Origin of the sequence: Streptomyces lincolnensis, from assembly GCF_021173675.1 — a bacterium.
GTDB classification, from domain to species: Bacteria; Actinomycetota; Actinomycetes; order Streptomycetales; family Streptomycetaceae; genus Streptomyces; species Streptomyces lincolnensis_B.
The window spans coordinates 399,901-413,947 of sequence record NZ_JAIHON010000008.1; the positions used below are offsets into that span (position 1 = coordinate 399,901).

Annotated in this window: 11 protein-coding genes; 10 read left to right on the forward strand and 1 reads right to left on the reverse strand. The window is 71.7% G+C overall.

Going from position 1 to position 14,047, the window contains the following annotated elements; genetic code table 11:
- Positions 1 to 101 precede the first annotated feature (101 nt).
- Positions 102 to 407 carry an SCO0607 family lipoprotein gene (locus K4B79_RS25625; RefSeq protein ID WP_232029255.1) on the forward strand — a complete coding sequence of 102 codons (306 nt, stop codon included), beginning with the start codon at positions 102 to 104 and terminating at the stop codon, positions 405 to 407.
- Here the strand turns inward: K4B79_RS25625 and K4B79_RS25630 are convergent.
- Positions 404 to 2,146 carry a dolichyl-phosphate-mannose--protein mannosyltransferase gene (locus K4B79_RS25630; RefSeq protein ID WP_232029256.1) on the reverse strand — a complete coding sequence of 581 codons (1,743 nt, stop codon included), beginning with the start codon at positions 2,144 to 2,146 and terminating at the stop codon, positions 404 to 406. The genes K4B79_RS25625 and K4B79_RS25630 overlap by 4 nt on opposite strands.
- 97 nt (positions 2,147 to 2,243) lie before the next feature.
- Here K4B79_RS25630 and rsmI point away from each other — a divergent pair, with 97 nt between their 5' ends.
- From rsmI to K4B79_RS25675, 9 genes are all read left to right on the forward strand, one after another.
- Positions 2,244 to 3,104, forward strand: coding sequence for a 16S rRNA (cytidine(1402)-2'-O)-methyltransferase (gene rsmI, locus K4B79_RS25635; protein ID WP_374208510.1), 861 nt, complete (start codon positions 2,244 to 2,246; stop codon positions 3,102 to 3,104).
- Between the two features lie 245 nt (positions 3,105 to 3,349).
- On the forward strand, positions 3,350 to 3,733 hold the full coding sequence (locus K4B79_RS25640) for a hypothetical protein (protein WP_232029258.1): 384 nt from the start codon (positions 3,350 to 3,352) through the stop codon (positions 3,731 to 3,733).
- A gap of 44 nt (positions 3,734 to 3,777) precedes the next feature.
- On the forward strand, positions 3,778 to 4,662 hold the full coding sequence (locus tag K4B79_RS25645; protein ID WP_232029259.1) for a TatD family hydrolase: 885 nt from the start codon (positions 3,778 to 3,780) through the stop codon (positions 4,660 to 4,662).
- Positions 4,663 to 4,761: 99 nt separating this feature from the next.
- Entirely contained in the window at positions 4,762 to 6,156 is a 1,395-nt protein-coding gene (locus K4B79_RS25650; RefSeq protein WP_232029260.1) for a resuscitation-promoting factor, read from the forward strand.
- A 35-nt stretch (positions 6,157 to 6,191) separates the two neighbouring features.
- Positions 6,192 to 7,082, forward strand: a complete 891-nt coding sequence (gene rsmA, locus K4B79_RS25655; RefSeq protein WP_232029261.1) for a 16S rRNA (adenine(1518)-N(6)/adenine(1519)-N(6))-dimethyltransferase RsmA — start codon at positions 6,192 to 6,194, stop codon at positions 7,080 to 7,082.
- Complete coding sequence (locus K4B79_RS25660) at positions 7,079 to 7,984, forward strand: 4-(cytidine 5'-diphospho)-2-C-methyl-D-erythritol kinase (protein ID WP_232029262.1); 906 nt, start codon at positions 7,079 to 7,081, stop codon at positions 7,982 to 7,984. The genes rsmA and K4B79_RS25660 overlap by 4 nt, the downstream gene beginning before the upstream one ends.
- A gap of 93 nt (positions 7,985 to 8,077) precedes the next feature.
- Positions 8,078 to 9,880 (forward strand): ABC-F family ATP-binding cassette domain-containing protein, encoded by a 1,803-nt coding sequence (locus K4B79_RS25665; RefSeq protein WP_232029263.1) that lies wholly within the window; start codon positions 8,078 to 8,080, stop codon positions 9,878 to 9,880.
- Positions 9,881 to 10,073: 193 nt separating this feature from the next.
- Complete coding sequence (locus K4B79_RS25670; RefSeq protein ID WP_232029264.1) at positions 10,074 to 11,921, forward strand: outer membrane protein assembly factor BamB family protein; 1,848 nt, start codon at positions 10,074 to 10,076, stop codon at positions 11,919 to 11,921.
- A 61-nt stretch (positions 11,922 to 11,982) separates the two neighbouring features.
- Positions 11,983 to 13,854: an outer membrane protein assembly factor BamB family protein gene (locus tag K4B79_RS25675; RefSeq protein WP_232029265.1), complete on the forward strand. Its 1,872-nt coding sequence runs from the start codon at positions 11,983 to 11,985 to the stop codon at positions 13,852 to 13,854.
- Positions 13,855 to 14,047: the final 193 nt, after the last annotated feature.

Below are 14,047 nucleotides of genomic sequence, written 5' to 3' on the forward strand. Positions count from 1 at the left end.
TTCGAGTATGTGCGCGGGCGGCGCCTGAGTACGGCTACTCAGGTCCGCCCCGCCCCTCTCGTCCAGGCTGGTGCCACAAGCCGAACAAGGGGGAACCGATCATGCGCAAGACCTTCCTGGGCCTCGCCCTGGCCACCGCCACCGCCGCCGTGACACTCACCGGCTGCTCGTCGCTGTCGTTCCAGGACGCCAGTTGCAGCGACGGCGAATACCCCGTCCTCGCCGTCGGCAGCACCGGCAGCGCCTGCGTGTCCGACGACGAGAACCCGCCCAAGGGCTACGCCCGCTACCCGGAGGGCAAGGCGCCCGAGCACGTCGGCGACAAGTGGGACGTCTACTGGGAGACCCACACCCTCGACAGCAAGGGCCGGATCATCGAGGTCCCCGGGGTCTCCGAGACCTCCTAGACCCAGCTGTCCAGCCACATCCGTGCCCGCCAGCTGTCCATCGGGACGGCCGTGCCGGTGTAGATGGGCCAGAAGTAGATGAAGTTCCAGGCGATCAGCAGGACCAGGACGCCGGCGCCGGTCGCGCCGGCCACGCGGCGGGTGTCGGTGGAGCCGGGTGGGCCGACGAGGGCGCCGACGAGCATGGCGACGGCCAGGCAGAGGAACGGGACGAAGACGATCGTGTAGAAGAAGAAGATCGTGCGGTCCTGGTAGAGGAACCATGGCAGATAGCCGGCCGCGACTCCGCAGGCGATCGCGCCCGCCCGCCAGTCGCGGCGGAAGAACCAGCGCCACAGCACGTACAGGAGCGCGAAGCCGGCCGTCCACCACAGCATCGGCGTCCCGAGCGCCAGCACCTCGCGCGGGCACTTCTCCACCGCGTCGGCCGGGCACCCTTGTGTGCCGGGCGCGACGGTCTCGTAGAAGTACGACACCGGGCGGCCGTCGACGATCCAGCTCCAGGGGTTGGACTGGTAGGTGTGCGGCGAGTGCAGGTTGATGTTGAAGTTGTAGACCTGCTGCTCGTAGTGCCACAGGCTGCGCAGCCAGTCGGGGAACAGCCACGACCAGCTGTTGCCCTGGTCGTTGACGGCGGCCCAGTTGCGGTAGTAGCCGCCGGTGCCGTCGGAGGGGGAGAGGATCCAGCCCAGCCAGGACAGCAGGTAGGTGACGATCGCGACCGGGACGGTGGCCACGAAGGCCAGCCCCAGGTCCCGGCGGAGCACGGCCGCGTACGGGCGGTGCGCGCCCGCGACCCTGCGGGTGCCGACGTCCCACAGCACCGCCAGGACGCAGAAGAAGACCAGCACGTACAGGCCGTTCCACTTGGTGCCGGCGGCCAGGCCCAGCATCAGGCCCGCCCCCCAGCGCCAGGGACGCCACCCGAGGCGCAGCGTCCCGGCGACGTGGGCGTCGGGGCGCACCCGGCCGTGCGCGTCCGCGGGCAGCGCGGCGGCGAATTTCTCGCGCGCCCTGTCCCGGTCGATCACCAGGCAGCCGAACGCGCCCAGCACGAAGAACATCAGCACCCCGTCGAGCAGCGAGGTGCGCGCCATCACGAACGCCAGCCCGTCCACCGCCATCAGCGCGCCGGCCAGACAGCCGAGGAACGTGGAGCGGAAGATCCGGCGGCCGATCCGGCACAGCATCAGGATCGACAGCGTGCCCAGCAGGGCGGTCATGAACCGCCAGCCGAAGGGGTTGAACCCGAACATCAGCTCGCCGAGCCCGATGACGTACTTGCCGACCGGCGGATGGACGACGTAGGCCGCCTCGGTCGGGATCGGGACATTGCCGTTGTTCTGGAGGATCAGGTCGTTGACGTTCTTGTCCCAGCTGACCTCGAACCCGCGGTGGACGATCGCCCACGCGTCCTTGGCGTAGTACGTCTCGTCGAATATCACCGCCTTGGGGCTGCCCAGGTGGTAGAAGCGCAGGATGCCCGCGAACAGCGTCACCAGCAGCGGGCCGCCCCAGCCGGACCAGCGGGCCAGCCGCTCGGCGGGCCGCCCGGACACCCCGAACAGCGCCCACAGCCGGGGGCTGGGGGTCACGTACGGCGGCACCAGGCGCTCGCGCACGTCGCTTCTGGGCTCCGCCGTGTATCCGAAACGGCGCAGCCGCTGGTGCCACGACGGCCGCTGGTCCGGGAGGGCCTGGTGCTGCCGGGTGTCCGTGGAGGACGCGGTACTGGTCACCGCGCCATCGTAGGGAACGGTGCTGTGTGAGTCCCGTGCTTGCGAGGGAGAGGCGGGTATGCGTCCCGATCCCGGGGTCCCTGGGAGGATGGGAGGCGTGACAGTCGCACCCGGAACCCTGGTCCTTGCCGGTACCCCCATCGGTGACATCTCCGACGCCCCGCCCCGGCTCGCCGAGGAGCTGGCGGGGGCCGACGTCGTCGCGGCCGAGGACACCCGCCGGCTGCGCCGCCTGACGCAGGCGCTGGGGGTGACGCCGAAGGGGAGGGTCGTCTCCTACTTCGAGGGCAACGAGGCCGCCCGGACGCCCGAGCTGATCGAGGAGCTGGCCGGGGGCGCCCGGGTGCTGCTCGTCACCGACGCGGGGATGCCGTCCGTCTCCGACCCCGGCTACCGGCTCGTCGCCGCCGCCGTGGAGAAGGACATCCGGGTCACCGCCGTGCCGGGTCCGTCCGCGGTGCTCACCGCGCTCGCGCTGTCCGGGCTGCCCGTCGACCGGTTCTGCTTCGAGGGGTTCCTGCCGAGGAAGGCCGGCGAGCGGCTGTCCCGGCTGCGGGAGAACGCGGACGAACGCCGCACGCTCGTCTACTTCGAGGCCCCGCACCGGCTCGACGACACCCTCGCCGCGATGGCCGAGGTCTTCGGCACCGGCCGGCGGGCCGCCGTCTGCCGGGAGCTGACCAAGACGTACGAGGAGGTCAAGCGGGGTCCGCTGGGCGAGCTGGCCGCGTGGGCGGCCGAGGGCGTACGCGGGGAGATCACCGTCGTGGTCGAGGGGGCGCCGGAGAAGGGGCCCGAGGAGCTCGACGCGGCGGAGCTCGTCCGGCGGGTGCGGGTGCGCGAGGAGGCGGGGGAGCGCCGCAAGGAGGCGATCGCCGCGGTGGCCGCCGAGGCGGGGCTGCCCAAGCGGGAGGTGTTCGACGCGGTGGTGGCGGCGAAGAACGCCGGGACGGTGTGACCCCGCGCACAAAGGGGCGCACGGGGCTCTGAGCAGGGCGTATCTCCTCTGAGCGTGCGCCCCATGGTGGCGCAAAGAGCCGGCCTGCAAAGCAAAGCCCACGGGGCTGTCAACGGGCCGGTAGGGCAAGGAACACCCAAAACGACTCCAACACTCGACAGGGGTGCTGCGCCCGCCACGGCGGAGCAGTCCACTGGAGCAGGGGACGTACTCGTCCTCCGAACCAGCGGACTGGAGGAGCTGGCATGAGTGAGACCGCCGTCGTCCACGAGTCGTATTCCTTCGCCTGCATGCGCTGCGGGCACGGGTGGGAGCAGTCGTACGAGATAGAGCACCATGTGGACGCCCAGGGCCACGAGTTCGTGCAGTACGTGGTGAACGGTCAGGTCGTGCCCTCTCCGCTCTCCCGGCCCACCTGCGCCAACTGCGACAACCACCTGGTGCGGATCATGCGGCCGGGCCGGGTCGCGTCCGCGCGGGAGGCCGCGCACCAGTCCCACCGCACGCCGCCGGCCGGACCGGTGCGGGCGCCCGCCGCGGCGGGCGAGGCCGGGGAACACGGTGAGGGTGGGGATCACCACTGGCACCTCTCCGACCTGCTGCACCCGTTCCAGCGCAGGGCGAGCTGACGCCTCGGCCCCTCGTGGGCATGCCCCTTTCGTAGGATCGGGGCATGCCTTCGAACAGCCCGAGCGAGAAGAACGCGGCGCCGCCGCTCCCGGAACCCCTCCGGGTGCCCGTCGCCGACTCCCACACCCACCTCGACATGCAGTCCGGCACGGTGGCGGAGGGGCTCGCGAAGGCCGCGTCGGTGGGCGTGACCACGGTCGTGCAGGTCGGCTGCGACCTCAAGGGCTCGCGGTGGGCCGCCGAGACGGCCGCGCGGTACGACGCCGTCCACGCGACCGTCGCCCTGCACCCGAACGAGGCACCCCGCATCGTCCACGGCGACCCCGATGGCTGGTCCCGGCAGGGCGCACGGCAGCCGGGGGGCGCGCAGGCGCTCGACGAGGCGCTCGCCGAGATCGACCGCCTGGCCGCGCTCCCCCAGGTCAAGGGTGTCGGCGAGACCGGCCTCGACTACTTCCGCACCGGGCCCGAGGGCAAGGAGGCGCAGGAGCGGTCCTTCCGCGCCCACATCGAGATCGCCAAGCGGCACGGCAAGGCCCTGGTCATCCACGACCGCGACGCCCACGCCGACGTCCTGCGCGTGCTGAAGGAGGAGGGCGCCCCCGAGCGCACCGTCTTCCACTGCTACTCCGGCGACGCCGAGATGGCGGAGATCTGCGCGGGCGCGGGCTACTTCATGTCCTTCGCCGGCAACGTCACCTTCAAGAACGCCCAGAACCTGCGCGACGCCCTCGCCGTGGCGCCCCTGGACCTGGTGCTGGTGGAGACCGACGCGCCCTTCCTGACACCCGTGCCGTACCGCGGACGGCCCAACGCCCCCTACCTCGTCCCGGTCACGGTGCGTGCCATGGCCGCCGTACGCGGCATCGACGAGGACGCCCTGGCGTCGGCACTCGCCGCCAACACCGCACGCGCGTTCGGCTACTGAACGACTCGAACGTGACTGCGAGTAGCCGCGTCGCTTTGGAGAGTGACGGCCGCTCCGCTAGGTTCTGTGGGCCCGATCCGGACCCTGGAGCGTGTCCGCGTGAGCCCTTCGCAGTACGAGACGTACGAGACGTACGAGGCGTACGGCCCGACCGCGCCGTACGCGCCACCGCCCCGCGGCGGTCATGACGCGCCGCCGACCGATCTGCACGCCGCCGAGACCCTCGCGTACGGGGTGCATGTGGCACCGGGGACGTACGAGGACACCTACCGGCCTGCCTACGAGACGCCACAGGTCCCCGCGCCCGCCCCGGCCCCGCGCGCCGATGCCTCCGTCGGCCGTGCAGAGGTCCCGGACGGGCGGTCCGCGCGGCGGCGCCGGGCGCGCTCGGCGGAGCGCTCGGAGAGCACGATGCGCCGGCTGGTCCCGCAGGCGCTGGTCGTGGCGTTCCTCGCGGGCGGCACCTCGGCGTTCGTCGCCAAGGACAAGGCGATCGAGCTGAGCGTCGACGGCAAACCGCGCACCCTGCACACCTTCGCGGACGACGTGACCGAACTGCTCGCCGAGGAGGGCGTGCGGGTGGGCGCGCACGACGTGGTCGCCCCCGCCCCCGGCGAGGACCTCGACAGCGGCGACGAGGTCGCGGTCCGCTTCGGACGGCCCGTACGGCTCACGCTCGACGGGCAGCGGCGCGAGGTGTGGACGACGGCGCGCACGGTCGAGGGGGCGCTCGAACAGCTGGGGGTGCGGGCCGAGGGCGCGTATCTGTCGGTCTCGCGCTCCCTGCCCATCGGCCGCGAGGGGCTCGCGCTGGACGTGCGCACCGAGCGCTCCGTGACGATCATGGCCGACGGCCGGGCCCGCACCATCCGCACCAACGCGGCGACCGTGCGCGAGGCCGTCCAACAGGCCGGGATCACCCTGCGCGGCCAGGACACCACCTCCGTCGCCCCCGACAGCTTCCCGCGCGACGGCCAGACCATCACGGTGCTCAGGATCACCGGCACCAAGGAGGTCCGCGAGGAGCTGATCCCCTTCGACGTGGAGCGGACCGAGGACCCCTCGCTGTTCCGGGGCACCGAGGTCGTCGAGCGGGCCGGGCAGGAGGGGCTCAGGCGGGTCACCTACTCGCTGCGGACCGTCAACGGCGTCAAGCAGAAGCCGCGGCGGGTGCGCACCGAGGTGGTGCGGGAGCCGCGCACCCGGCTGGTCAAGGTCGGCACCAAGCCCATGCCGACCTCCGTGCGGGGCGCGGACGGCCTCAACTGGCAGGGACTGGCCGCCTGCGAGTCCGGGGGCCGGCCGGGCGCGGTCGACCCCTCGGGGACGTACGGCGGGCTCTACCAGTTCGACACCCAGACGTGGCAGAGCCTCGGCGGCTCGGGCCGCCCGCAGGACGCGCCCGCCGCCGAGCAGACCTTCCGCGCGAAGAAGCTGTACGTCCAGCGCGGGGCGAGTCCCTGGCCGCACTGCGGGCGGCGACTGCACGGGTGAGCGGCGGCCCCGTGCCGCCCCGTACCCTTGTCGCCGTGAGCAGCCCCACCCCCGACGCCCTCCTCGGGCCCGCCGACGTCCGCGAACTCGCGGCGGCCCTCGGCGTGCGCCCGACCAAGCAGCGCGGCCAGAACTTCGTCATCGACGCCAACACCGTCCGCCGGATCGTCCGCACCGCGGACGTCCGGCCCGACGACGTGGTGGTCGAGGTGGGACCCGGACTCGGCTCGCTCACCCTGGCACTGCTCGAAGTGGCCGACCGGGTCACCGCGGTGGAGATCGACGACGTCCTCGCGGGCGCGCTGCCCGCCACGATCGCGGCGCGGATGCCGGAGCGGGCGGAGCGGTTCGCGCTGGTGAACAGCGACGCGATGCAGGTCACCGAGCTGCCCGGGCCCGCCCCGACCGCGCTGGTCGCGAACCTGCCGTACAACGTGGCCGTGCCGGTCCTGCTGCACATGCTGGAGACCTTCCCCACCATCGAACGCACCCTGGTGATGGTCCAGGCGGAGGTCGCCGACCGCCTCGCCGCCGGGCCCGGTTCGAAGGTCTACGGCGTCCCCTCGGTCAAGGCCAACTGGTACGCCGAGGTCAAGCGGGCCGGGTCCATCGGACGCACCGTCTTCTGGCCGGCCCCGAACGTCGACAGCGGGCTGGTCTCGCTGGTGCGGCGGACCGAGCCGCTGAAGACCACCGCGTCCCGGCGCGAGGTCTTCGCCGTCGTGGACGCCGCGTTCGCCCAGCGCCGCAAGACCCTGCGGGCCGCGCTCGCCGGCTGGGCCGGATCGGCCGCCGCCGCCGAGGCCGCCCTCGTCGCCGCCGGGGTCTCACCGCAGGCGCGCGGAGAGGCCATCACGGTCGAGGAGTTCGCCCGCATCGCGGAGCACCGCGTCGGCCACGACACCGAGGAGCAGACCCGCCCGTGAGCGTCACCGTCCGCGTCCCCGCCAAGGTCAACGTCCAGCTCGCGGTCGGCGCCGCCCGGCCCGACGGCTTCCACGACCTGGCCAACGTCTTCCTCGCGGTCGGCCTCCACGACGAGGTCACGGTCACCCCGGCCGACGAACTGCGCGTCACCTGCTCCGGCCCGGACGCCGGCCAGGTGCCCCTGGACCGTACGAACCTGGCGGCGCGCGCGGCGATCGCCCTCGCGGAGCGGTACGGACTGGAACCCGCCGTTCATGTGCACATCGCCAAGGACATCCCCGTCGCCGGGGGCATGGCGGGCGGCAGCGCGGACGGGGCGGGGGCGCTGCTGGCCTGTGACGTGCTGTGGGGGACGAACGCCTCCCGTGCGGAACTCCTCGACATCTGCGCCGCGTTGGGCAGCGACGTGCCGTTCAGCCTGGTGGGCGGAGCCGCGCTCGGGATCGGGCGGGGTGAGCGGCTGACGGGCCTGGAGGTCGGCGGGACCTTCCACTGGGTGTTCGCGATGGCGGAGCGGGGACTGTCGACCCCGGCCGTCTTCCGGGAGTTCGACCGGCTCGCCGAGGGGCTCGACGTCCCCGAGCCCGTCGCCTCCCGGGAACTGCTCGACGCCCTCGCCAAGGGCGACCCGGACGCGCTCGCCGCCGCCGTCTCCAACGACCTCCAGCCCGCCGCGCTCTCCCTCTTCCCGGAGCTGGCCGACACCCTCGCCGCGGGCCGCGCCGCCGGCGCCCTCGCCGCGCTGGTCTCGGGCTCGGGCCCGACCACGGCCTTCCTCGCGCGGGACGCCGAGTCGGCGGAGAAGGTCGCCCAGGCGCTGCGGACGTCCGGCACCTGCCGCACGGTGCGCACGGCGTCGGGGCCGGTGCCGGGGGCCACCGTGGTGGCCTCGGGGGCCTGAACCCCGGGCCCGAGGCGCTCGGCCTCCGTTTGAAGGGGCGCGGGCCCGCCCGACTACCCTGGAGGGTCGATCGTCCCCCCTGTCAGGAGAGAAATGGCCGTCAACCTGGTCAATGTCGAGAACGTCAGCAAGGTGTACGGCACCCGTGCCCTGCTGGACGGCGTCTCGCTCGGCGTCTCCGAGGGCGATCGCATCGGCGTCGTGGGCCGCAACGGCGACGGCAAGACCACCCTGATCCGGATGCTGGCCAAGCTGGAGGAGACCGACACCGGACGCGTCACGCACTCCGGCGGACTGCGCCTGGGCGTCCTGACCCAGCACGACTCCCTCGACCCCGCCGCCACCGTCCGGCACGAGGTCATCCGGGACCTCGCCGACCACGAGTGGGCCGGCAACTCGAAGATCAGGGACGTGCTGACCGGGCTGTTCGGCGGGCTCGACCTGCCCGGCTTCCCGCAGGGACTCGACACCGTCATCGGCCCGCTCTCCGGCGGCGAGCGCCGCCGTATCGCGCTGGCCAAGCTGCTCATCGACGAGCAGGACCTGATCGTCCTGGACGAGCCCACCAACCACCTCGACGTCGAGGGCATCGCCTGGCTCGCCCAGCACCTGCGCGAGCGCCGGTCCGCGCTCGTCTGCGTCACCCACGACCGCTGGTTCCTCGACCAGGTCTGCACCCGCATGTGGGACGTGCAGAAGGGCGTCGTCCACGAGTACGAGGGCGGCTACTCCGACTACGTCTTCGCGCGGGCCGAGCGCGAGCGCATCGCCGCCACCGAGGAGACCAAGCGGCAGAACCTGGTCCGCAAGGAGCTGGCCTGGCTCCGGCGCGGCGCCCCCGCCCGGACCTCCAAGCCGCGCTTCCGCGTCGAGGCCGCCAACGAGCTCATCGCGGACGTGCCGCCGCCCCGCGACAGCAGCGAGCTGATGAAGTTCGCCTCCTCGCGGCTCGGCAAGACCGTCTTCGACCTGGAGGACGTGACCGTCCAGGCCGGCCCCAAGGTGCTGCTCAAGCACGTCACCTGGCAGCTCGGGCCCGGCGACCGCATCGGTCTCGTCGGCGTCAACGGCGCGGGCAAGACCTCCCTGCTGCGGGCCATGGCCGAGGCCGCCCGCACCGAGGGCGAGGCCCAGCCCGCCGCCGGCAGGGTCGCCGTGGGCCGGACGGTCAAGCTGGCCTACCTCTCCCAGGAGGTCGGCGAACTCGACCCGAACCTGCGCGTGCTGGAGGCCGTCCAGCGGGTCCGCGAGCGCGTCGACCTGGGCAAGGGGCGCGAGATGACCGCCGGGCAGCTGTGCGAGACCTTCGGCTTCAACAAGGAGAAGCAGTGGACGCCGGTCGGCGACCTGTCCGGCGGTGAGCGCCGCCGCCTGCAGCTGCTGCGGCTGCTGATGGACGAACCCAACGTCCTCTTCCTCGACGAGCCCACCAACGACCTCGACATCGAGACCCTGACCCAGCTGGAGGACGTCCTCGACGGCTGGCCCGGCTCGATGATCGTCATCTCCCACGACCGGTTCTTCGTCGAGCGCACCACCGACCGCGTCTACGCCCTCCTCGGCGACGCCACCCTGCGGATGCTCCCGCGCGGCATCGACGAGTACCTGGAGCGGCGCCGGCGGATCGAGGAGGCGGCCGCCGCGTCGGCACCGGTCGCCGACAAGCCCGTCGCCGAGAAGAGCGCGGCCGACCAGCGCGCCGCCAAGAAGGAGCTCCAGAAGATCGAACGGCAGCTGGACAAGCTCTCCGAGAAGGAGACCAGGCTGCACGCACAGATCGCCGAGAACGCCACGGACTTCGCGAAAGTGGCCGAACTCGACACCCAGCTTCGCGACTTGACCGGCGAGCGAGAGGAACTGGAGCTTCGGTGGCTGGAACTCGCCGAGGACGCGTGAAGGGTGCGTGAAGGCCGATAACGGGGGCATCACGGGCCGGTCCGCCCTTGGGAACAGGGGAGGACACGGCCCGGTGCGCTGTCGGTGCAGAGTGATAGAAAGAGCCGTCTGAGAACTTTCTGAGTACGACTCTGGGTCCGTTACGTACCTCAGGGCGTGGCTAAAAATCAGTGATCGAACGGGGGAACCGCTGATGACTCAGCCGCCCAACCAGCCGCCGCAGGACGGCTTCGGAGCGCCACAAGGCGATTTCGGAGCGCCACAGGACCAGCCGCCGCAGCCCGGGTACGGCTATCCCGAGCAGCCGCCGGCCGCCCCGCAGCAGGGAGCGCCGCAGCAGCCGGGGGTTCAGCAGCCGGGGGTTCCGCAGCCCGGTCCTTACGGCCAGCCGCCGCAGCCCTCCGGCCCCTACGCCCAGCCGGGTCCGTACGGCCAGCCCGCGGGGCCGTACGCCCAGCCCGGTCCCTACGGTGCTCCCGGCGCCGCCCAGCCCGGTCCGTACGGTCAGCCGCAGCCGCCCGGGCCCTACGGGCAGCAGCCCGGATACGGCTATCCGCCCCAGCCGCAGTACCCGGGCGGCCCCGGGACCCCGCCGCCCGGCTCCGGGTCGCGCAACCCCTTCCGGGGCAGGCCCGCCCTCGTCATCGGCGCCGCGGTCGCCGCGCTCCTCGTCATCGGCGGGACCGTCTTCGCGGTCTCCGGCGGGGACGACAAGGAGCCCGTCGCCAAGCCGACCGACGACGCCAAGCCCTCCGCCTCCGCCTCCGGCGCCCCGGTCAACCCCGGTGACGGCAGCGGCGACGGCGCCCAGGACCCGGAGAACCTCAACGAGGGCCGCCAGGCCGGCGAGTCCAAGGTCCTCTGGTACAAGGAGGCGCCCGACGCCCCCGGCAACGGCGCCGACGCCAACGGCATGTGGATCACCGACAAGACCGCGGTGAAGTCGGCGTACAAGCAGCTCGTCGCGTACAACGTCGGTGACGGCAGGCCGACCTGGGCCCCCATCACCTTCCCCGCCGAGATCTGCGCGGTCACCCCGCAGAAGACGTCCGACGACAAGATCGTCGTGGCCTACAAGAACGGCACCACCGACCGCGCCAAGTGCAGCCAGCTCCAGCAGGTCGACCTCAACACCGGCGCGAAGGGCTGGAGCGGCGAGGTCGCCGACGGCGCCGCCTTCGACAGCGCGATCCAGGTCTCCCTGACCCTCAGCGGCAACACGCTGATGGTGGGCCGCTCGCAGTCCGGCACGGCGTACGACGTCCGCACCGGCAAGAAGCTGTTCGACAAGAAGCGCTACGGCGAGGCCTGCTTCCCCAGTTCCTTCGCGGGCGGCCCCCGGCTGATCTCGGTGGCCTCCTGCGACGCCGCCCAGGACACCGAGCACGACGAGGTGCAGGAACTCGACCCCACGACCGGCAAGGTCAAGTGGACCCAGAAGTTCGACAAGGGCTGGCGGATCGAGAAGACCTACTCCGTCGACCCGCTGGTGATCTACAGCACCAACGACGACAAGAACTCCTGGAACATCGCCACCTTCACCGCCGCCGGCAAGTTCCGCTCCCAGGTCGCCTTCGACGAGGAATTCGCCCCCGACTGCGGTGGCGGCATCGCCCTCACGGGTGACCTGGAGGGCTGCCGGGGCCTGGCCGCGGACGCCAACACCCTGTACCTGCCGACCGAGGCGACCAGCGGCGCGAACGAGATCGTCGCGATCAACCTCTCCGACGGCAAGGAGAAGTGGCGGGTGAAGTCCCCGGTCGCCGAGTCCATGCAGCCCATGAAGGTCGAGGGCGGCAAGCTCATCGCGTACGTGGAGGCGTCCTACGACGCGGGCGGACGGGTCGTGTCGATCCCCACGACCGGCAGCAAGCACACGCCGACCACGCTCCTGCAGAACCCGCAGGGCGTCGCGGAGATCGAGAGCGGCTTCTACTCCAAGGAGGTCGCCTGGGTGGGCGGACGCTTCTACCTCTCGACCTCCCGGCTGTCCGGCAACGACGACACGAAGGAGAAGTTGATGCTCGCCTACGGCAAGTGACCCTTCCCCTTCCGCATCCCCTTCCGCTGTTGTCGTCCCCTGTCACCGAGGTACTCACGTCATGACCCAGCCGCCCCCTCCGCCGCCCCATCAGCCCCCGCAGCAGCCTGGGCAGCAGCCCGGGTTCGGCCCGCCGCAGCCGCCTCAGGCTCCGCAGACCCCGCCGCCTGCCGCCCCGCCCGCGCCGGTGCAGCAGCCTGGGTACGGGTATCCGCAGCAGCAGCCGCCGCAGGCGCCTCCGCAGGCTCCGCCCGGGTACGGCTATCCGCAGGCGGCTCCGCCTCCGCAGGCGCCCCCGCAGGCTCCTCCCGGGTACGGCTATCCGGGGCAGGCTCCGAACCCGTACGGGCAGCCGACCCCGCCGTACGGGCAGCAGCCTCCGTACGGCTATGCGCAGCCGACCATGCCGCTTCAGCCCCAGGCGCAGCCCGGCGGGAAGAAGTTCAACGCGCAGCTCGCCATCATCGTCTCGGCCGTCGTGGCGATCGCGCTGATCGTCGGCGGCGGTGTCTGGTACGCCACCTCCTCCGGTGACAGCGACAAGAAGGACGACACCGCGAACTCCAGCGGCGGCACCGGCGGCAAGGACGACGGCAAGGACGGTGGCAGCGGCGGGACCGGTGGCACCGACACCGGCGGCGGTACCACCGGCACCTCCACCAAGCCGCTGGAGAAGGTGCCCGCCAACCCCGCCTCCAAGATCCTCTTCCAGGTCCCGGCGCCCAAGGTCTCCAAGGACACCACCATCTCGACCGCCGGTTCCTGGCTCACCGACAAGGTGTACGCCAAGAGCGGCGTCGCCGAGATCACCGGCTACGACCCGGACAAGGGCACCAAGCTGTGGAACATCAAGCTCCCCGGCCCGGTCTGCCAGGGCAGCAACCACGCCACCACCGAGGGCCGCACGGCGATCATCTACCAGCCCGCCATGCCGACCAAGGACAAGCCCTCGCACGGGTGCAGCCAGATCGCCGCGCTCGATCTGAACACGGGCAAGAAGCTGTGGACCAAGACCGCCAACTCCGGTGACGAGCCCATCAGCTTCAACAACATCACCGTCAGCGGGGGCACGGCCGCCGTGGGCAGCACCAGCGGCGGCGCCGCCTTCGACCTCGGCACCGGCAAGCAGCTGTGGGCCCCCAAGCCCACCGACACCTGCTACGACGCCGGCTACGGCGGCGGCGCGAAGCTGGTCGCGGTGCGGCGGTGCGGGTCCTACGACCAGCCCGAGCTGCACATCCAGACCATCGACCCCAAGTCCGGCAAGGTGATCTCCGACTACCAGATGGGCTCGGGCATCGCCTACGCCAGCGTGGTGTCCAGCGATCCGCTGGTCGTGGCCGCCGACGTCGGTGAGTCCGCCAAGGACGGCAGCGGCATCTCGGACTTCTTCTCCATCGACAACAAGACCGGCAAGCTGCGCACCCGGATCTCCGCGCCCAGTGACCAGTACGCGGCCAGCTGCGACGGCATCACCAAGGTCGAGGAGTGCCACCAGGTCGCCGTCGGCAACGACCGGCTCTACATCTCGACGGAAGAGCACGACGGCAGCGGGAAGTTCAGCCAGACCAACGAGATCGTCGCCCTCGACCTCGCGACCGGGAAGCAGACCGGGCAGCGGGCCGACGCGGGCGAGGACTACACGATCATGCCGCTGCGGATGGACGGCACGAACATCATCGCGTACAAGCGTCCGCCGTACGACAAGGGCGGGCAGATCGTCAGCATCGACGGCTCCACGTTCAAGGAGACGAAGCTGCTGGAGAATCCGGCGACGGAGTCCGTGCGGGACGCGGAGACCGGGTTCTCGCCGGACTACTCCGAGTTGCTGTACTCGCAGGGGCACCTGTACATGTCCGCGATCTTCGCCAGTGATCTGGGGAGTTCGTCGGACGAGGAGGAGTATCTGGCGCTCGCGTTCGGCACGAACTGATCGATTCGGTCCGTACGGGTTTTTGATCACGGCCCCGTCCCTGCTCAGGGGCGGGGCCGTGCGCGTACCGCTCATCACCCTCGAATGCGAGGAATTTCGGCGATCCGGGGCACTTCTCACCGGTAGGGGAAGCGCAACGTCGAACAAGCGTGTAGCTTCCGGGGGCATGAAAGGCGGGGGGAGCCGGGAGGGG